This window comes from Treponema sp. OMZ 799 (genome assembly GCF_024181365.1).
GTDB lineage: Bacteria > Spirochaetota > Spirochaetia > Treponematales > Treponemataceae > Treponema_B.
This window is the reverse complement of record NZ_CP051301.1, coordinates 30,025-50,242: the sequence shown is the minus strand read 5'-3', so window position 1 is coordinate 50,242 and position 20,218 is coordinate 30,025. Positions and strand designations below refer to the sequence as shown.

Annotated in this window: 14 protein-coding genes and 1 pseudogene; 7 read left to right on the top strand and 8 right to left on the bottom strand. The window is 40.7% G+C overall.

What is annotated here, in order from left to right:
* Positions 1 to 36: 36 nt before the first annotated feature.
* Both E4O04_RS00220 and E4O04_RS00215 read right to left on the bottom strand, forming a co-directional pair.
* Complete coding sequence (locus tag E4O04_RS00220; RefSeq protein WP_253708862.1) at positions 37 to 1,656, bottom strand: ATP-binding protein; 1,620 nt, start codon at positions 1,654 to 1,656, stop codon at positions 37 to 39.
* 70 nt (positions 1,657 to 1,726) lie between these two features.
* Positions 1,727 to 5,326, bottom strand: coding sequence for a DEAD/DEAH box helicase (locus E4O04_RS00215; RefSeq protein ID WP_253708860.1), 3,600 nt, complete (start codon positions 5,324 to 5,326; stop codon positions 1,727 to 1,729).
* Between the two features lie 148 nt (positions 5,327 to 5,474).
* Between E4O04_RS00215 and E4O04_RS00210 the strand changes: the two genes are divergently transcribed.
* On the top strand, positions 5,475 to 8,087 hold the full coding sequence (locus E4O04_RS00210; protein ID WP_253708857.1) for a heavy metal translocating P-type ATPase: 2,613 nt from the start codon (positions 5,475 to 5,477) through the stop codon (positions 8,085 to 8,087).
* A gap of 125 nt (positions 8,088 to 8,212) precedes the next feature.
* On the opposite strand, the gene E4O04_RS00205 is transcribed toward E4O04_RS00210, so the two are convergent.
* The gene (locus E4O04_RS00205) at positions 8,213 to 9,034 is read right to left on the bottom strand and encodes a cytidylate kinase family protein (protein ID WP_253708854.1); all 822 of its coding nucleotides are present in this window, start codon (positions 9,032 to 9,034) and stop codon (positions 8,213 to 8,215) included.
* 84 nt (positions 9,035 to 9,118) lie between these two features.
* Here E4O04_RS00205 and E4O04_RS00200 point away from each other — a divergent pair, with 84 nt between their 5' ends.
* The 3 genes from E4O04_RS00200 to E4O04_RS00190 all read left to right on the top strand — a co-directional run bounded on the left by E4O04_RS00200 (position 9,119) and on the right by E4O04_RS00190 (position 10,996).
* A complete protein-coding gene (locus tag E4O04_RS00200; protein ID WP_253686554.1) occupies positions 9,119 to 9,685 on the top strand; it encodes an NUDIX hydrolase in 567 nt (188 codons plus the stop codon).
* A 207-nt stretch (positions 9,686 to 9,892) separates the two neighbouring features.
* Positions 9,893 to 10,330, top strand: a complete 438-nt coding sequence (locus E4O04_RS00195) for a Dps family protein (RefSeq protein WP_253686555.1) — start codon at positions 9,893 to 9,895, stop codon at positions 10,328 to 10,330.
* 18 nt (positions 10,331 to 10,348) lie between these two features.
* Positions 10,349 to 10,996, top strand: a complete 648-nt coding sequence (locus E4O04_RS00190; protein WP_253686557.1) for a peroxiredoxin — start codon at positions 10,349 to 10,351, stop codon at positions 10,994 to 10,996.
* A 138-nt stretch (positions 10,997 to 11,134) separates the two neighbouring features.
* Here the strand turns inward: E4O04_RS00190 and folD are convergent, their stop codons facing one another.
* Positions 11,135 to 12,016 carry a bifunctional methylenetetrahydrofolate dehydrogenase/methenyltetrahydrofolate cyclohydrolase FolD gene (folD, locus tag E4O04_RS00185; protein ID WP_253708852.1) on the bottom strand — a complete coding sequence of 294 codons (882 nt, stop codon included), beginning with the start codon at positions 12,014 to 12,016 and terminating at the stop codon, positions 11,135 to 11,137.
* 204 nt (positions 12,017 to 12,220) lie between these two features.
* Between folD and E4O04_RS00180 the strand changes: the two genes are divergently transcribed.
* From E4O04_RS00180 to E4O04_RS00170, 3 genes and pseudogenes are all read left to right on the top strand, one after another.
* Entirely contained in the window at positions 12,221 to 12,838 is a 618-nt protein-coding gene (locus tag E4O04_RS00180) for a TP0733 family outer membrane beta-barrel protein (RefSeq protein WP_253686561.1), read from the top strand.
* A gap of 18 nt (positions 12,839 to 12,856) precedes the next feature.
* The gene (locus tag E4O04_RS00175) at positions 12,857 to 13,879 is read left to right on the top strand and encodes a hypothetical protein (protein ID WP_253708850.1); all 1,023 of its coding nucleotides are present in this window, start codon (positions 12,857 to 12,859) and stop codon (positions 13,877 to 13,879) included.
* Positions 13,872 to 15,194 (top strand): annotated as a pseudogene (locus E4O04_RS00170) (AAA family ATPase); the annotation flags it as partial. The gene E4O04_RS00175 and the pseudogene E4O04_RS00170, both read left to right, overlap by 8 nt.
* A 77-nt stretch (positions 15,195 to 15,271) precedes the next feature.
* On the opposite strand, the gene E4O04_RS00165 reads toward E4O04_RS00170, so the two are convergent.
* The 4 genes from E4O04_RS00165 to E4O04_RS00150 all read right to left on the bottom strand — a co-directional run bounded on the left by E4O04_RS00165 (position 15,272) and on the right by E4O04_RS00150 (position 20,048).
* The gene (locus tag E4O04_RS00165; protein ID WP_253708847.1) at positions 15,272 to 16,300 is read right to left on the bottom strand and encodes a M42 family metallopeptidase; all 1,029 of its coding nucleotides are present in this window, start codon (positions 16,298 to 16,300) and stop codon (positions 15,272 to 15,274) included.
* Between the two features lie 86 nt (positions 16,301 to 16,386).
* Positions 16,387 to 16,887: a LysM peptidoglycan-binding domain-containing protein gene (locus E4O04_RS00160; protein WP_253708844.1), complete on the bottom strand. Its 501-nt coding sequence runs from the start codon at positions 16,885 to 16,887 to the stop codon at positions 16,387 to 16,389.
* A 123-nt stretch (positions 16,888 to 17,010) separates the two neighbouring features.
* A complete protein-coding gene (locus E4O04_RS00155; RefSeq protein ID WP_253708842.1) occupies positions 17,011 to 18,675 on the bottom strand; it encodes a formate--tetrahydrofolate ligase in 1,665 nt (554 codons plus the stop codon).
* 170 nt (positions 18,676 to 18,845) lie between these two features.
* Complete coding sequence (locus E4O04_RS00150) at positions 18,846 to 20,048, bottom strand: DDE-type integrase/transposase/recombinase (protein WP_371922250.1); 1,203 nt, start codon at positions 20,046 to 20,048, stop codon at positions 18,846 to 18,848.
* Between the last annotated feature and the right edge of the window lie 170 nt (positions 20,049 to 20,218).

Below are 20,218 nucleotides of genomic sequence, written 5' to 3'. Positions count from 1 at the left end.
ATAAAACTTTTTGTAAGTAATTTCCGAATTTTATTTTTAAACTTGTTCACTTTTCCATTCCCCGATAGTTCTTTCTTCTTCATCAAAGCTTGAACCTATCAGTATTATCTTTTTACCCTCTCCCTTAAATTGTGCGGCATAGCCCTTCTCTTTTATCTGAGCTATTGCATCTTCGGCGGTGCCTACACTCATCAGCTTAAACTCAAAGATGTAGATTGAATCTCTGGTATGCACAATGCAGTCAGCCCTGCCCTTTGCACAGTGGATTTCAGTCTGTACAAATTGTCCCATAAGCTTAAAGATTAGGTAGACTGCCGTCTGATAGTTTTGCTCCCTTAGTTTGAGCTTATCTTTAGGCAAGTTATCGTAAGGAACGCCTGCTATTATAGCCTGCATCCGCTCCATAAACCCGTCTACATTCCCTGCCCTTACATCCTCTACAAACTCCCATACCGAAACACCTGTTTCGTCAGGCCCAAGAGAGGAGTAGGCAGGTAAAAGATTTTTTAAAAAGCCGAACCTCACCTCATCATTAGGAAAGCCTAAGCGGTAAAGGTTAGATTCTTCTATGTATTCTTTTATCGTTAAATATCCCGATTGAAAAAGTATGGGTAGGGGATTTTTTGTATCTGCCCTATATAGCTCTATACCTGACTCATCAAGCTCAACTTTTCCGTCCAGCTTGGGTATATTGTAATAAGCATCTTTTAGGTAGTTTACCAAAAAGGTAGGTGTACCTGTTGAGAACCAGTAATCCTTTAATTGACCGGAATTAAGAGTGTTTAATATGCTGAAAGGATTATAAACCGACTCTCCTAAAACACTGAACTTATAGCCGTCATAACGCTTTTTTAATTCTTCAAGCATTTTGTCATAAGAGTTTTTAGTGTTATTTGCTAATCTTTCTATTTCGGGTTTAAAGGTGTTTTCTATTTCGCCTTGTGTCAGTCCGCATATTTCGGCATAGTCATTTAACATGCTTATATCCTGTAAATTATTTAAATCGCTGAAGATGCTTATTTTGCTGAATTTTATTACACCCGTCAAAAAGGCAAAGCGTATGTACTGGTCGCAGGTTTTTATTACGGAATAAAAGGCTTTTAGCGTGTTACGGTACTCTTCGTTCAAGGCTTCGTTTACCCCCATAGTCTGTAAAAGAGGTTTGTCGTACTCGTCTACTAAAATAACTACTTGACGGCCGGTTTTTTCATATAAGGTTGTAACTATAGATTTAAATCTATCTTCAATACTTCCGGATGTTTTTGTGATACCATAAAGTTTTTCCCAGTCATCTAAGTGTAAATTTATAATAGTTAGAAGAGCTTCTTCATTCTTATAATATTTTGTATTAAAGTCCAAATAAAGTACAGGATATTCTATCCAAGCATCGGTCTTTTCAATTTCGGCCCGCTTTTCTTCGGCTTTTTCGATGTATAAGCCCTTGAACAGCTCTTTTTGCCCTAAAAAGTAAGACCGCAATGTCGAAAGAAAGAGGCTTTTACCGAAGCGGCGAGGACGGCTTAGAAAGTATGGAGAGGAAGTACGAACAAGGCTAAAAATATAACGAGTTTTATCTACATATAAATAATTATCATTCCTCATTTTTTCAAAGCTTTGAACGCCTATAGGTATCTTTCGCGATAAATCAAAATCCATATCAAGCCTCCTCAAAGATGATTATAACATAAGACAGGGTATTATTCAATGTTGCGGAATTTGCAGCCGCCTATTTCTTAAAAAGGCCTGCGAGCTCTTCATTGCTTAATTTTGAAATCCAAGTTTCGCCTGAAGAAATACTCATGCCGCTTATTTCCCGTTTTTTTTGAATCATTTCATCAATTTTTTCTTCAAAGGTGCCGGAGCAGATAAAGCGGTGCACAAATACGTTTTTAGTCTGCCCTATTCTAAAGGCTCTGTCTGTGGACTGATCTTCAACTGCGGGATTGTACCAAAGGTCAAAGTGAATTACCCTGTTAGCTGCCGTCAAGTTAAGTCCCGTTCCTCCCGCCTTAAGCGAAATTAAAAAGATACGGTAAGCAGGATCCGTTTGAAAAAGGCCGACGGCTTTTTTGCGTTTTGAGGCGGGCATTTGGCCGTGAAGCAAAAGGGGGACGGTTCCCAATTCTTTTTGAATAATGGTTTTTAGAATATTGAGGGTGCCTACATATTGGCTGAAAATAATAGCCTTTTCGCCTGAAGAAATTATCTCGCTTAAAAGCTCGATGAGGGCGGTAACCTTCCCGGAATGTTTCATCTCGCTCGGAGTTTCCTTGTCATAGGCCCGCGGATGATTGCATACCTGTTTTAGGGCCGTTAAAAGTTTTAGGACATAGGCCTGCCTTTCAATCTTAGTTTCGGCTCCCATCACCTTGTGCAATTCGGTTTCGACAAGGTTCTCGTAAATTGCCAGCTGCTCAGGCGTAAGATTACAATATTGATTTGTAATTATCTTGTCGGGTAAGTCGGAGATAACCTTGGGATCGGTTTTTAGGCGGCGGAGCAAAAAGGGTGAAGTGATTTTCTTTAAATCGTCTGCTTCGATTTCGGAATTGTGAAGCTCGATCGGAATGCGCCATTTTTTTCTAAACTCGTCAGCCGAGCCCAGATAGCCGGGGAGAAAAAAGTCGAATATGGAGCGCATATCTTCAAGGTTGTTTTCGACAGGGGTGCCGGTAAGAGCGATTCTGCCCTTCGCCTGAATTGCCTTTACTGCATGGGCCTTCTTTGTTCCCGAATTTTTTATAGCCTGAGCCTCATCCAAAATAATACAAAAAACTTTTTTATCCTTTAATTTTTCTATATCTTTTTGCATCGTCTGGTAGGTGCTTATTATTACGTCGGCTTCGGTATTGAACTTGCGCCTTGCTCCGTGATAAAGGTCAGCTTTAAGGGAGGGAGCGAACTTGGCTATTTCGTGTTCCCAGTTTGAAAGAAGGCTTGCAGGAGCTATAACCAAAAAAGGCTCCTCTGCTTCTTTTGAATTTTTAAAGGCCAGTATCAGGCTTATAATTTGTACGGTTTTGCCCAAGCCCATGTCATCGGCCAAAAGACAGCCGAAGCCGCTTTTGATATTTGCATAAAGCCAGCGGAATCCCTTTTCCTGATAGGGCCGCAATTCCGCATTTAAGTTTTGAGGAACAGGAATGTCATCTTGCCTGAAAATGCCGTCGATAATTTCTGCGGCCGGTTTGGAGCAGACTGCATTCCCCGAAAGAACCGCTTGAAGGGCTTCCCTCATGTCTGCCGGTTTTTCAAAGACCTTTAACATTTTGGCAACTTCTTCCGGGTCGAGCAAAAGGAATTGATCGTTAAATTTTACCAAGCCCGATTTATTTAAAAAGAGCTTTTTAAATTCGTCTATGTCTATTACGGTGTCTCCAAGCATTACGGCCCGGTCATAGGAAAGAACGTCATCAAGGTTTAAAAACGAAACTACATTTCCTGCTCCCTTTACGGATTTTACACTTATGACGGGCTTGGGCGTCAAAACATTTTTTAGGCTTTTAGGTAAAACTATGTCGATGCCGAACCGCTGCAAAAGTTTGGCCGCCCTTTGCAAAAAGAGGCCTGCTTCTTCGCGTGAGAGCATAATATTTTTTTTGACTGCAAGAATCGAAAGAGCCGGTAAGTAGGCCGAAAGGCTTGCCGGAAAGCGCAAAATATCGTCGGGATTTTTGCTCCTCTTTGCTGCGATATTTAACTCGGTAAATGGAGCCTCAGCTTCGAGAGAAAAGGAAGATGCATCGCTTTCAAAGGATGTGCTTTCACCGGAGTTTTCTTTAGCCTTACGCACAAGGGCGGAAAGCAAAAAGAACTCGTCTTCTTTTAGTGAGTCCAAAGTCAGGCGGTATTCATAGCCGCAATTGCTGTAATTTAAAACCGAAAGCCAAGAGTAAATTACCGTATCCAAATTCCGCTTGCCGGGAACGCTTATATCGATTTCTTCATTTGAAAAAAAGAGAGAGTCTATTTCTTTATCCTTGGTATAGGACTTACTCGGGAAAAATTTTAAAGATGCCGCATACTCGGTTAAAAGAGCTGTAAGTAAAAGTTCGGCACAGTAGAGCCTTCCCCATTTTTCGACCGGAAGAAAAAAGTCCTTTGTGAGGGAAGCTGCAAATTTAAGAATGTCGGCCTTTATTTCGGAAGAGGCAGAAAGACTTTTCCAAAAGATAAAAAGTTTTTTGTTTTCGGTAAATACGGCAGGTATAAGTGCCGAGCTTTGGATGAGTTTTCCCGCAATGGCAAAGAGAGAAAAAAGAATTTTGACCGAGGGGCTCATCTCGTTTAAACTGCTTCTTGTTTTATAAAAATTTTGAGCCTGCAAAAGGGTTTGATTTATCTCTTGGTTTTCGCCTAATTTTATGCTTACCGTTAGAGGGCTTTTAGGCTCAAGCGGAAAGACTCTTTTTTGCTTTCGGATATTGTCGATGTTTATTTTTACCCTTGCAAACAAAAAAGGGTTTACCGATTTTTCTTCTTCGCCTTGCTTTTCTTGACTGTAAAAGTTAAGCCCGTAATTTAAAACCGCCTTGTGATAAAATTCCGTAAGCTTTATTATAAAATCGCTCGATGTAAAATTGGGTTCAGGCGGAAGGATGCCGCTTATAAGCGGAAGATAGGATTCTCCAAGGCTGAACTTCAAAGGTGCTTCTAATTTGCAAGGAGGCAGAGCTTCCCTATTACCCGATGAGTCTGAAGTGAGGCCTGTCTCACTTAAAGTTTCATTTTTGCGGAGACTTAAGGGAACAGGATGCTCTTGGAGGAGGGTAAACCTTCCTTCCTTTTCGGGACTGCCGTTTTTGTAAGCAGCACCTTCGGATATGTTTACCGAATCGAGATCGAAACCTGCAAGCTTAAACAAGAGGCGGGGATCATGGTCTATTTCTTTGGCAAGCAAAAAAAGAACGGCTGCCATGTGCTTACAAGGATCTCCCGAATCGGGGCAGGTGCAGTCCCTTTCGATTAAATTCCAACGGGCAGGAATGAGCCTAACCTTCTTTTTCTTTAAGGCTTCGATTAGGGCAGGGCTCATAATTCCGGCTCGGAGGCCTGCGAGCTCAATAGGATGCTTTTCTAAGATTGAGCGGATTGCATTTTCATTTGTTTTTGAAAGAGGCGGAAATTTAAAATATACATGGTACCAGGGAACATAGTTCCCCTTAACCTTTGCTCCCGCCGTTTGTCCGTTTACTACAAGAGAATTTACCTTTCCGGTATTTGCATAAGTCTTCCCGCGAGACAATCGCCCCGAATCGTCGTAGGCCTTGAGCATTTCCAAAAACCATGCACCCCAGGGCGTTGTCCCATAACTTTGTCTTGCCATTGTCAAGGAGTATAACAGAAGCGAGGATAATTTTCAATTCCGGGATTTTCACCGCGTATTAAAGCCACAGTATTAAAAATTAACGAGATAGAGAAACTATAATTTTATTTTCCTAGACCTTTTCGTTTAAAAGTTGTATATTAGTAACATGAATAAAAAGACAAAATTTAATATTACCGGTATGACCTGCTCGGCTTGTTCTTCTCATGTTCAAAGAGCTGTAGAAAAGCTTGAGGGGGCTGCCGAAGTACAGGTAAATCTTTTAACCAATAGTATGAGTGTCAATTATGATGAAAATCTTTTGACACCGGATAAAATTATAGAAGCAGTCGAAAGGGCCGGATATGGGGCCGAGGATGTAGATGGATTAACAAAGCCTTCTCTTTCGGATTCATCCAAAGATGGGGCAAAGCGTTCATCTCAGACGGATGCTGCAAAGCGTGAGCGGGATCAGGTAAAAACAAGGCTTATTTGGTCCTTGATTTTTGTGCTTCCTCTTTTTTATATTTCTATGGGGCACATGGCGGGAGCCCCGATTCCTCATTTTTTGCATGGGATAGAAAATGCTATTCTTTTTAGTTTTACCCAGTTTTTATTGACCCTTCCTGTTTTGGTATTAAACAAAAAATTCTTTATAGGCGGCTTCAAGGCCTTTTTAAACAAGGCTCCCAATATGGACTCCCTTGTCGCTGTCGGCTCCGGTGCTGCCGTCATTTACGGAATCTTTGCCATTTATAAGATGGCCTACGGAATGGGGCACGGCGATATGGAAACGGTAAGGCTTTTTTCCCATGATCTTTATTTTGAATCGGCTGCGATGATTTTAACCCTCGTAACCTTGGGCAAATTCCTTGAAGCTAATGCAAAGGGAAAAACTTCGCAGGCAATTACAAAGCTGATGAACCTTAGGCCTAAAACCGCCCTTGTTATCAGGAACGGTAAGGAAGAAGAAATTCCTGTCGAGGAAATTGTAAAGGGCGATTTTGTTTTAATCAAGCCCGGTTTTTCCATTCCCGTTGACGGAGTTGTGGTTGAGGGCAGTTCTTCGGTAGATGAGGCTGCAATTACAGGTGAAAGTCTCCCGGTCGAAAAGGCTGCAGGAGACAAGGTTGTAAGCGCTTCCATTAACCTTTCGGGAACCTTTACCTTTAAGGCTGAAAGGGTAGGCGATGACACAACCCTCTCCCAAATAATTGCCCTTGTAGAAGAAGCCTCGGCCTCAAAGGCTCCTGTTTCAAAATTAGCAGATAAGATAAGCAATTACTTTGTGCCTGCGGTTATCCTTATTGCGGTGATTACCCTTTTTGTCTGGCTCGCCGCAGGAGAGGGTTTTGAATTTGCTCTTTCGAGGGCTATTTCGGTGCTTGTAATTTCCTGCCCATGTGCCCTAGGTCTTGCAACCCCCACCGCCATTATGGCAGGAACAGGGAAGGGTGCCCGTCTCGGTATTTTAATCCGCTCGGCTGAGGCCCTTGAAACTGCCCATAAAACAAACACCGTAGTTTTGGACAAAACAGGAACTATAACCCAAGGCCGCCCCGATGTAATCGAGATTAAAAAAACCGCAAGTTTTAGCGAGGACGAAGTGCTCAAGTTTGCTTACAGCTTGGAAGTTCTTTCAGAGCATCCTTTGGCAAATGCCGTTATAAAACAGGCAAAGGAAAAAGGCTTGGATGTTTTAAAAATTAAGGACTTTAAGGCTGAACACGGCTTGGGTATTTCGGGTATCGAAGAGGCTTCGGGGCTAAAAATATTTGCAGGTAATGAAAAGCTTTTCCAAAAAAATAATATCGAAATTTCCCATGCTGCATCAGAAATTGATGCTCTTGCAGAAAAAGGAGCAACTCCTCTTTTAATAGGTCTAAGCGGTGCTAAAGACGGAAGTTCTTCAGGAACCGATTCAGGTGCAAAGCTCATCGGAATTATAGCCGTGGCCGACAAAATTAAGGAAGGCAGCATCGAGGCTATTGCAGAGTTTAAGGCTATGGGCATAAAAACCATAATGCTGACAGGTGACAATAAAAAAACTGCAAATGCCATAAAGGCCCAAACAGGAGTCGACGGTTTTGCTGCCGAGCTTTTGCCTCAAAACAAAAAGAGTGAAATCGAAAAACTTCATCAAGCCGGTCATAAAACGGCTATGATAGGCGACGGCATAAACGATGCTCCGGCCCTTATGACGGCCGATGTTGGGATCGCCATAGGCAACGGAACCGATATAGCGATTGAAAGTGCGGATATTATTTTGATGAATGACAGCCTGCAATCTGCGGTCGATTCGATTCAATTAAGCCGTGTTGTAATGCGCAATATAAAGGAAAATCTTTTTTGGGCACTCTTTTATAATTCTCTATGTATACCATTAGCGGCAGGAGTTTTTTATCCTGTCTTCGGCATAGTTTTAAGCCCGATGATTGCGGCTGCTGCAATGAGCTTGAGCTCGGTGTCGGTTGTAAGTAATGCCCTGCGCTTAAATTATTTTAAGCCCAAACGGAAACATAAAATAAACCGTAATGCAGAATCTTGCATAACGGAAGAAAATAAAATTAAGGAGAAAGAACTTATGAATACTGTATTAAAGGTAAACGGAATGCAGTGCCAACACTGTGTTTCCCATGTTAAGGAAGCCTTAACAAAGATTTCGGGGGTTTCTGCCGAAATAGATTTGGGCGCAAAAACTGCAACTATTTCACATCCAGAAAGCGTTGCAGTTGCAGATCTAAAAAAAGCTATTGAAGAAGCCGGATACACGGTAGAATAGCTTTAAAACTGTAACTTTTTTTAAGGCTGTAATTTATTAAAAGAAAAAATCGGCCATGCCTAACTTCGGCCGATTTTTTTTAAGTTGCTTGAAACGCTTAAGACCGGCTAAGATACTGTCAGCTTTTACGGAAAAGGCTTATATTCGTTTACCATGCTTATCGCTGAAGAAACTTTTCGGCCTTCCGACATTTCTTGAGCTATATCCGTTGCTTTTTGAATTAAACCTGCATTGTCTGCAACGCCGTGTAAAATAACCTCATTTTCCGAAATATCTGCTTCTAGGAAGTATATTTGCAGTTTAAGATCAAAAGAGATATGATTTACTATTTTTTGAGCCAACAAAAGTTCTTTTACTCTCTTATCACCTAAGGCTGCTTCTTCTTTGCTGATGGTTTTTTCAAATCCGTATTTGATTATCTCGGCAGCTTGGACAGGCGTTATGTGTCCTGTATTTATAACCAAATTGTATTCGGAAGAGTCTTCATTTGCAGTATTAAAAAAGCTTTTGTGGAAACCGTCGCGGTTATTGTCGCTTTCTTCCATTCTGGCTCTGGCATCTTTTTCGGAGTAATTAAATTCCTTCATCAGTCTTGAAATTCTTACATCGTCTGCGGCAACAAGGCGAACTGAATAAAGGCCGGGGACATTCCTTAAAATTGCAAATCCTCCTCTTCCTATAAAAATACTGTTTCCTGAAGAGGCATGTTCATATACTGCTTCGCGCAGATAATCAAAGTAAGAATCTCTTTCTCTCGATAGAGATGCCCAAAACCCGGGTTTGCGTTCATCATATTTTTTTAACTGAGCTTCAGAAATTCCCCGTGAGAGCAAATCTTTCTCCAACGACTTACGGTCGATAAAGTTGTAATTTAAAAGCTTGGCCAGCTCAATTGCTGTTTCATCGCCAAAGGAAGCGATCTTTCTTGAAATAGTTATAATTGCCATAAAAACCTCCTATTGCAATTAAATTCTCTTTATAATAGAATAACTCGAAATCCTTGATATGTCAAATGGAGAATTGCGATTTTTATGGAAAAGAATAATGAGATTATATGGAAGCCCGATTCCTCCAGAGAAATATTAAAAACAAGGGTCTTTACCGTATGCGAAAAAGATAGTATTTCTCCTGAAGGAGAAAAAAAGACCTTTATTTCTTTAAAAGCTCCGAGTTGGGTCATTATTGTGCCTGTTTACCGGGATTCCTCCGGAGAAGATATCTTTGTGATGGTACAGCAGTGGCGGCACGGCTCTGAAAGTGTCTGTATAGAATTTCCCGGCGGTGTTGTAGATGCAGACGAAAGACCGGAAGATGCCGCTTTGCGCGAGCTTATTGAAGAAACAGGGCGGACTCCTAAAAATATAAAATGCTTGTCGGTTCTGTCTCCCAATCCCGCAATAATGGAAAACTCTTGCACCATCTTTTTAGCCGAGCTTGACAGGGGAGAGGTTAAACAAAATCTGGATGAAGACGAATTCTTAAATATTATTGAAATCCCTGCGAAAAAAGTTATTCAAAATATGGGCAATCCTCCTTATACTCATGCAATAATGAATGCTGCCCTTTTCCTTTACTTAAAAGAAAAACAATATCACTGATATATCGGTGTACTGATATATCAGTGATTGCTCACCGATATATCAGTGAAAATTCCGATAAAAACAATCTTTTTTATTAAAATTTTAAATAATTTCTGAATATTTCGACAAAATTCCTCTATTTTTGCTTAAAAAATGCTTTTTCATTCGTTTTTATATTTAGCATGAAAATTGCTTACATATAACTGAACACATATGGAGGTGTTTATGAACAATATAATTAAAAGATTATCAGTCCACACTGCCGACTTTGCAGTTCTTTATATAAAGCTGCATAATTATCACTGGCATGTAGAAGGGCTCGATTTTAAGCCTGTGCATGAAATGATAGAGTCATATTACGATAATATGAGCGATTTCTATGATGCGGTTGCTGAAAGAATTTTACAGCTAAACGAAAAAGCTCCCTCTTCTATGAAAGAGTATTTGGCAATAACGGGAATAGAGGAAGAAACAGATAAATCGTTTAAAACCGCAGATGCTCTTAAAAAAATCTTAGGCGATTTCGAGTACATTGCAAAAGAAATAAAGGTAACTCAAATTGAAGCTGCAGACAGCAATGATGTAGCTACAGACGGAATCCTTAGCGGGATTATCGAATACCTTGACAAAGAAATATGGATGCTAAAATCCGCTTTGAAATAAATTTTTAAGGAGAAAATTATGGAACAGATGGCAATGAATATGCCCCTATTGGGAGATGACTTCCCTCAATTAACAGTTTCGACAACACATGGAGCTATGAAGCTTCCCTGTGATCTTAAAGGCAGCTGGTTTGTGCTCTTTAGCCACCCTGCCGATTTTACACCCGTATGTACTACGGAATTTGTAGCTTTTCAAAACTTAACACCTGAATTTGAAAAGCTCGGTGTAAAACTCATCGGTCTTTCTGTAGACCAAATGCAGAGCCACTTAAAATGGATTGAATGGATCAAGGAAAAACTCGGAGTTGAGATTACCTTCCCTGTAATTGCTGCAAATGACAGCATTGCAAATCAGATCGGACTCTTGCACCCCGGAAAAGGTACAAACACTGTTCGTGCCGTATTTGTTGTAGACCCTAACGGCAAGGTCAGACTTGTTCTTTACTATCCGCAGGAAATCGGACGAAACATGGAAGAAATTCTTAGAGCCGTTAAGGCCCTTCAGATTTCCGACAAGAACAAGGTTGCTATGCCCGCAGACTGGCCCAACAACAGCTTGATCAAGGATAAGGTAATTATTCCTCCTCCTCCCACAGAAGCAGAAGCCAAAAAGCGCTTAAAGGAGTATGAGGGTTACGACTTCTGGTTCTGCCACAAGTCTTTGTAATCTTAAAATAATTTAAAAAAGTAATTTAAAATAAAAAGCCCTGCATTGATAATCTCAATTCAGGGCTTTTTATTAGGATTAGATAGTTTACGTGAGTAAATTATCTAAAAACATAAATTTTAGATTTTCCATTAAAGTTTATTCCAAACCGTTTTGACGTTTTGCCGCAACAAGTGTATTTGCAACAAGCATTGCGATTGTCATAGGGCCTACTCCCTTGGGTACCGGCGTTATTGCTGAGGCAATTTCGCAGGCGGGCTCAAAGTCGACATCTCCTACAAGTCTAAAGCCGCTCTTTTTTGAGCTGTCATCAATGCGGTTTACGCCGACATCGATAACGACAGCGCCTTTTTTAATCATATCGGCCTTAATAAATTGAGGCTTTCCCATAGCTGCAACTAAAATATCGGCCTCTCTTGTAACTTCAGGTAAATTCTTTGTGCCGCTGTGGCAAACCGTTACGGTTGCATTTACATCCTTATTCATCATTAAAACGGAAAGAGGTTTTCCTACTATATTGGAGCGGCCTACAATTACAACCTTTGCTCCGCTTGTTTCAATTCCTGTTCTCTTTAAAAGATGAATTACGCCATGGGGTGTACAGGGAATAAAGGTGTCGTGTCCTAAAAGGAGCTTTCCTACATTTACCGGATGGAAACCGTCTACATCCTTTTCGGGGCTTATAGTTTCAATGACCGTATCAGGATCGATTTGCTTTGGCAGGGGTAATTGAACCAAAATACCGTTTACCAGCTTATCGGCATTGAGTTCTTTAATAAGTTTAAGTAACTCATCCTGAGTTGTTGTTTCAGGAAGTCTGAATGTTCTGTCATTCATTCCTACCTCGTGAAGAGCATTTGTCTTTCCCTTTACATAGGATTGGGATGCGGGATCATTCCCTACCAAAATAACGGCTAAGGTGGGCTGAACTCCCTTTGCCTTTATTTTTTCAACGTCTTTCGCAACATCGGCTCGCAGGTCGGCAGCTATCTGTGCGCCGTCAATAATTTTTGCACTCATTTTTTCCTCCATTAGTAGATTAAGTAACTATTATTTTTTTTGTTTGTTCTATTCTTATGTTGGAATAGGACCGGCAATACCATATTATGTTATAGTACCCTTATTTATGTTATAACATAATGTGATTTTGTGCAAGTCTTACATATAGACATTCTTGTAAAAAATAAGATATACTATTTTCATTAAGTTAGAGGTGAATAAAAAGTGAAGAGATTTATTTCCTGTTTTTTGATTATCAGCGTTTTTTTGATTCCGATTTTTGCACAAGAAGAGGCTGAAACTCCTTCAAATAGTAAAATAGACGGTGCCACAGTCTTCCGGCCTGTAAGACAAGGCGATAAATTTATAAAAATAGGCTTATCCTTGGGTGTGCCTCTTTTTAATACTTCTGCCGACAAATTTGCGATTAAGCCGAATATTTGGCCGGGAGGCTCTATCAATGCAGCCTTCAGCTATTATATTTTAGACGGGTTTTCTTTGGGCGGAAGTATAAGTTTTCAGTTTTATCCTACATTGGCAAAAAATCTTTACTTTGCTGTTCCTATAACCTTTGATATGGGCTATACCTTTGCTGCCGGAAAATGGCGCATTCCTCTTGGAGGAGGTATAGGCGGGGCAGTTCAGTCCTATAGCGGAAACGGAGCCCAGTACTTCGGAATGATTTTTAGATTTGATGCAGGAACTTATTATCAGTTTTCTCCCGAATGGTCCTTTGGAGGGGATGTGTCTTGGAATGTTGTTCCTCAGTGGTACAAGAAGAAAGAAAATAACCGTACAGGAAATTTTTTAGGTATCAGCCTTGCTGCCAGATACCATCTTTAATTAAATGGAGAATTCAGTATGAAACTTAGAAGATATATTTTTATTTTACTGCCGCTTATTTTTATCGGCTTTATAGCTTGTAATGATAGGCCCATATTTGCAGCCATTGAACAAGAGATTGATTTAAAAGATTTTTCGGTTGAAGGAAATATCTTGAGTTTGTTGGAAGCCGGCGAAAATGTTTATGCCTCAAATAGAGGCGGAGTTTATTCAAAATCAAAAAAATCCGACGGTTCCTGGTCAAAAATTTTAAGTGTGTCAGGTACTCAAAAACTTGCACATGATAATGCTAATATTGTTTTTGCTTGTTTTGGTTCAGGGAGCGTAAAATATTATGAAGCCGGAAATTGGAATACTGTTCCCGGCTCCGGAAATATACGCATTATTGCCGGTGATAATATTGTTTTCGGGTATGATGAAAGCCAAGAAAAAGTTTTTAAGATAGTAAAAAATGCCGCTCCTTCCGAAGTAATACACTCCGGTAAGGTTGATAGTCTTTTTGCGGCAGGGAACTATGTTGTAGTAAAGTCAGGCAGCTCTGAAACTATGTATAAGGCCGATACTTCTCCTGTCACTGTTGTAGAAAACTTGCCTAGCGGAGTGAAGGGTATGTGTTCAGCAGGTGATGCCGATAAAATATTTGTACTGGCCGGATCCTCAATCCATTATTGTGCCGGGGGTACTTGGAGTTCTTCAATATCAATATCCAAAAGCCCTGTAAGTATTTCTTATTTTAAAGCAAGAAAAACCATATTGTTAGGCTGCACAAATGGGTATACCGAGGTAAAGCTGAATACGCCGATAAATCTTTCAAATGCAACACAGTTTAATCCGGGGGATTCCGGCTCTACAACGCCGCCGGGTTCTTATTCTCAATATCAAACGACTCTTGGAAGTTATTATACATATCCTGTTTTGGGCGTCGATAGGGACAACGGAGATTATGCAGTGTTTATGGGCATTTATTCCGGAGTAATTAAAAGAAATACCGGCCTTTGGGGCTTTTACAGCGACAAAAAACGCGAATGGAACCGTGAGTAAGGATCTTTTTGAAGCTGCGGCTTCAAGCTCTAAACAAAATGAACCTCTTGCCTCCCGTATGAGGCCTTTTAATTTGGATGAATACGTGGGGCAGGAACATATTATCGGTGAGGGTTGTCTTTTGCGAAGGGCAATCCAAGCTGATAGGCTTTCTTCCATCATCTTTTTCGGTCCTCCCGGAACAGGAAAAACCACCCTTGCAAGAGTCATTGCAAATACCACCAAAAGCAATTTTTTAAGTTTAAATGCCGTTTTAGCAGGTGTGCAGCAGATAAGGGAGGCTATATCCAATGCCGAAGAAAATAAAAAGCTTTATAACCGCAAGACTATTCTTTTTGTAGATGAGGTCCACCGTTGGAATAAATCCCAGCAAGATGCCCTCCTGCCCTGGGTTGAAAACGGTACGATAATTTTAATCGGGGCTACAACTGAAAACCCTTATTTTGAAGTAAACAAGGCTCTTGTAAGCCGGAGCCGAATTTTCGAATTAAAGGCCTTAACAAATGAGGATCTAAAAAAGGTTGTGCAGCTTGTGCTTACCGATAAGGAAAGGGGGTACGGCCGCTGGAAGGTGGAATTTGAAGAAGGTGCCTTAGAGCATTTGATAGATACTGCTTCGGGAGATGCTAGGAGTCTTTTAAATGCTCTTGAGCTTGCTGTTGAAACCGGCGTAGACTACTGGCCTCCTGATGAAGGGATGCGAATTTTAATCAGCCTCAAGGCAGCTGAAGAAAGTATACAAAAGAAGGTTGTCCTTTATGATAGGGACGGCGACTATCATTATGATGTTATAAGTGCCTTTATAAAGTCGATTCGCGGAAGCGATCCCGATGCGGCTGTTTACTGGCTTGCCCGTATGATAGCGGCAGGAGAAGATCCGCGGTTTATTTTTAGAAGGATGTTAATTTCCGCCTGTGAAGATGTCGGACTTGCCTCTCCCGGAGCTGTCAGTGTGGTTGCAGGTGCTGCGGAGGCCTTTGACCGGGTCGGTATGCCTGAAGGAAGGTATCATTTGGCACATGCTGCCCTCTATTTGGCAACCTGTCCTAAATCGAACAGTGCCGAAGCCTTTTTTAAAGCTCTTGATTTTGTTCAAAAAGAAAATAAGGAAGTTCCCAATCACTTAAAAGATGCAAGCAGGGACGGAAAGGATTTAGGGCATGGGGAAGGGTATTTATATCCGCACAATTATGAAGGGCATTGGGTCAAGCAGCAATACCTCCCCGACGGACTTGATGGTACTCACTTTTATGAACCAAGCGATCAGGGTTATGAGGGTAAGATAAGGCCTGAAATTTTAAAAAAGCGGCAAAGCTAAAGACTTGCCGCCTTATAGATTTACCGCTTCTCAAAATTATTAATTAAAATAGTATTTAATTCAATCCTAAAAGCCTACTCGCTCATTAAGTAAGCATATAAGAGGTTTATAGTTTCTTTGTAAGAATCTATATGAGTTCTTTCATAATGGTGGGTGGCACTTACTCCCGGACCCATACATGCAAAGTTAATATCGAAGCCCTGTAAAACATACATACTGGCATCAGATCCGTATCTGAACATAACATCCGTTCTGTAGTTGATCTTATTTTGAATAGCAAGGTTTTCAAGTCTATGCCTAAAGCCGAAATCGTAGGGGGTGCGCGAATCCTTGGCGATGATTGTTACTGCATGTTCATCCGAGTTTTGGCAGCCTCCGACAGTTCCGATGTCCAGAGCCAAGACTTCAAAACATTCCTTTGGAATACCGTAAAAACCGTGGCCTATTTCTTCATAGTTGCTTATAAAGAAGTGAGTAGTGTAAGCAGGTTTCTCTCCCTTTTCCTTTAAAGCCTTACAGGCGGCAAAAAGCATGCCTATGCAGGCCTTGTCGTCCAAATGGCGGGACTTTATGTAGCCGTCTTCCGTTTCGATTGTGCGGGGCTCAAAGGCTACAAAGTCTCCTATGTTTACACCGAGAGCTAAGGTTTCTTCCTTTGAGTGAGTTTCAGCGTCAAGACGGACTTCAAAGGTTTCTCCATTCCTTTCTTCTTTTTCTATTGCTTCAAAGATATGAACAGAGGCTTTTTCCGGAAGACCTGTACCTGTGATGACCTTTCCTGTTCTTGTAATTATGTAAAGGTTTTCTCCTTCGATGCTGTTAAAGGCTATACCTCCGATAGGAGCAAGTTTTAAGCAGCCGTTTGGTTTAATTTGGCGCACCATAGCACCGAGGGTATCGGCATGGGCTGAAACAACTCTGTGTTTTGAAGAGTTTTTTCCTTCTATAGTGCCGTAAATGGCGCCCTTATTTGTTTCAGTATATTTTATGCCTAAATCATCAAATTCTTTTTTTATTCGTTCAATTATGTTTTTTGTGTAGCCTCCGGGGCTGTGTATTTGTAAAAGTTCCTTTGTAAGGTCTACTGCATATCCTACGTTCATAAATTAGATTCTCCTGATTGTTTGTAAATTGTTTTGCGGGAATAAAAAAACTTCCTCCCCTTAGGGAGGAAGTTGTATATCGAAGATTAAAACTCTTTAAGCCGTCGTCTTAAAGACTCAACTACTCCTGACTTTCCTTCATCTTCATAAATTTTAATACATTTTTCGAACTCAGGTCTTGCAAGCATTTTTGAAGGTGAGTGTTTCATAAAAAGATCAAAATCGGGGATTAAAAGTTTGGTCTTAGGTGTGAGTTTGTCCGGGTGCTGAACTTTACCGGGATTGATCGACATAATTATAGGAAAGTAGTATGCCTTTTCTCTTGTTCCGTAAAATTTCAAAGCAATTTCGGATAGAGTGTCGCCCTGTACAACTAAATATTCCTTTACAGGTACATCTCTGGGCTCTTCAACAACCGGGTCCGGCATGGGTGCAGGTTCAGGCTCCGATTTTACCTCCGGTGCAGGCTCTTCTACAACAACTGGTGCGGGTTTTTCTTCGGGAGGAGGGGTGGGGGGCGTTCCACAGCTCGTAAGTACAAAAGAAAAAAGGGCCATAATTGCCAAAACTTTCAAAATGTTTTTCATTTTTTACTCCTTAAGTATTAATATAATTTATAAACTTGCCTTTCGGCAAGTTTATAAATCTTTACCCTATATTATACGATATTCTTTTATAAAAATCAAATACTATCGTATATTTTTTTAATTTTATGACAGGCCTTCAACATTTCCGTTTACCAAGTCGATTCTTACGGCTTGGGGATCTTTAGGAAGTCCCGGCATCCTCATCATATCACCCATAATTGCAACAATCATTTCGGAACCTGAGTTTAAAACTATATCCCTGACATTCATTTCAAAGCCTGTAGGAACTCCGTAAAGTTTAGGATCGGACGAGAACGAGTACTGTGTTTTAGCAACACAAACAGGGAAGTCTGCCATTCCGGCTTCTTCAATCTTTTTGATCATCTTGTCGGCAGCTCCCGAATATGTAACATCACCAGCTCCATAGATTTCTTTACAGATTTTTCCTATCTTGGTTTTTATGCAGTCCTTATCTTCATAAATGAATTTTAAGGGCTTCGACGGAGTTGTTTCGATGGTCTTGACAACGAGCTCGGCAAGTGCAACAGCTCCTTTTCCGCCTTCTACAAAGGCATTGTTTACGGCAAAGCCTACGCCTTGTGCTTCACAGTGCTTTTTAACCAGATCCAACTCGGAGTCAATGTCGTATCCGTATCTGTTAAGGGCTACAACTACTGTTTGTCCGAATTTTTTCATGTTTTCAATGTGTTTATCAAGGTTGGCTAAGCCTTTTTTGAGAGCTTCTGCGTTGGGCTTGGATATTTCCTTTTCGGGAACATCTCCGTGCATTTTTAGACCGCCCGTAGTGGCTGCAATTACCGTCAATTTCGGATTTAAACCTGCTTTTCGGCACTTGATGTCGAAGAATTTTTCGGCACCGAGGTCTGCGGCGAAGCCTGCTTCTGTAATTACATATTCACCGTAGGTGAGGGCTGTCTTTGTTGCTATTACGGAGTTACATCCGTGGGCTATGTTTGCAAAGGGGCCGCCATGGATAAAGGCCGGGGTATTTTCCGTTGTTTGTACAAGGTTGGGGTTGATTGCATTTTTTAAAAGAACTACTATTGAACCTGCAATACCTAAGTCTTTTACCTTTACGGCATTGTTTTCGGTATCATAACCCAATATGATATTTTCGATTCTTCGGCGTAAATCTTCAATGTCTTTTGCAAGACAGAAAATAGCCATAATTTCGGAAGCCGGGGTAATATCAAATCCGGATTCCATTACTACGCCGTTACCGTCTCCTAATCCGGTAACAATTTGGCGCAAGTTTCTGTCGTTAACGTCCAAAACTCTTTTCCAAAGTACGGTTTTGATTGCTTTAGGTGTTCCCTGCATTCTGAAAATGTAGTTGTCGAAAAGGGCACTTATCATGTTATGTGCCGATGTTATTGCATGGAAATCTCCCGTAAAGTGGAGGTTAATGTCTTCCATAGGCAAGACTTGGGCATAGCCCCCTCCTGCTGCACCTCCCTTCATACCGAAACAGGGGCCTAAGGAAGGCTCCCGCAAGGCAGCAACCGCCTTTTTTCCGATTTTGTTTAAGCCTAAGGCAAGACCGATTGATACGGTTGTCTTTCCGATTCCGGCCTTTGTAGGCGTGATAGCAGTAACAAGGATTAGATTGTTCTTTTTTACCTTTTCATCATCTATAACGCTATAGGGAACCTTGGCTATGTACTTTCCATAGGGAATGACGTTATCGTCATGAATCCCTAAGCCGTCTGCAATTTCAGCGATTTTGTTTAGCTTCGCTTCTCTAGCTATTTCTATATCTGTTTTCATGGTAATATTATCGCATAAAAAAACTATATTTGCAACTGTAAAACTCTTTTTTTGTTAAACTAGGCTTGCAATTTGTATAATCTGTGAGCCTATTTAATCGGTACCGTATTTCCTCATGTAAAAATCTAACCCAAATGATATGCGTTACTCAAGTAAAAATCTAACCGTAGTTATGTAGACCAGCTGTGAGCCATTGAAATAAGTTTGCTCTGTAGCTCTTGTGTTTTATCAATCAGCTGTTGTAAATCTAGTCTGTCCTTCCTACGTCGCAGTTCATCTTTTTCAGCATCGCTTATATCAGAACTCTCCATAAGCCTACGATACGGTGTCTTAGCTTCATCATATTTCTTTATGACCTTTGCGTCTACCCTGTGCTTTGAAATAATCTTCATTGAAGGAAAAAAGAAGTTTACAAGCATGTTATATTGCTCATAAAGGTCAGCCATAACGCTTCGTGTCTCCTCTCCCTCAAATCGATAGTAGCCGACAATGCGTCTTACCACACTGTCATTTTTCTGTTCAACAAAACAATTATCATTCTTTTTATACGATCGGCTTCGAGTAAAGATAACATTATTCGTGTTGCACCATTGCAAAAGCTGCATATTCTTAAACTCGCTTCCGTTGTCGCTATCAATACCTTTCATCTGAAACGGTAAGTTTATTTTCACATCCTCTATCGCTTCTTTTACCCATCGGTGAGCTTTGTTTAAAAGGGCTCTATTTTCCGTCCAACCTGAATGAACATCAGTAAGGGTAAGTGTGCAAATATACTGTCCTTTAGTACTTATACCACAGTTTGCGACAGTGTCAACCTCAAAAAAGCCCGGTTTGCGTTCATCCCAGTCGAAAAAGGTGCGGATTGGAATGAGCTTATTAAGATTCTTTGAAGGCCGTGTTGTTGAAATACCTCGGATAGAATGTTTTGGAATTTCAGGCTTGAGAATCCTACCGACCGTTGCGCTTGATATGCGAGCAAGTTTTGCTTTAAGTTGTTCATCATAACCGAACTTTTGAGCAAAGTAATCGATATTATCACGTATAAAAGGCACGAGCCGTTTTGAACATAGGTACATCGAAAAAATCCATAGCCGGATGACTTGCTCTTGTACGTCTTGACCGTAGTATTTTTCATAGGTTCGCTTTTTTCGTGTCTTTTTAATAACATTCACACTCTTTTTGGCGACGTTGTTAAAATGCGTTATTTTTATGTATGCACTGTTTTTCAGAATGTGAATTGCATACTTTCGGTTGTATTTGGTTGTTGCGACAAACTCATCGAGGATTTTCGTCTTTTGTTTCTTGCACGCAGTGCAGTACCGTTTCACTATTTCCTCAGTCAGCTTCTTTCTCATTTTCATATCTAACCTCATTTTGCCCTTCCTTAGGGCTTCTATTTTAAGTTAGATTTTTACGTGATGAACAGCTTTTTTTTCGGTTAGATTTAACGTGAGGCAATGCGGGTACAGTCTTGACTCGTATCGTGTTTTGTAGTACAATCGCTCCAATAAATAACAAATCGTTTATCAAAGGGAGTTTTTAA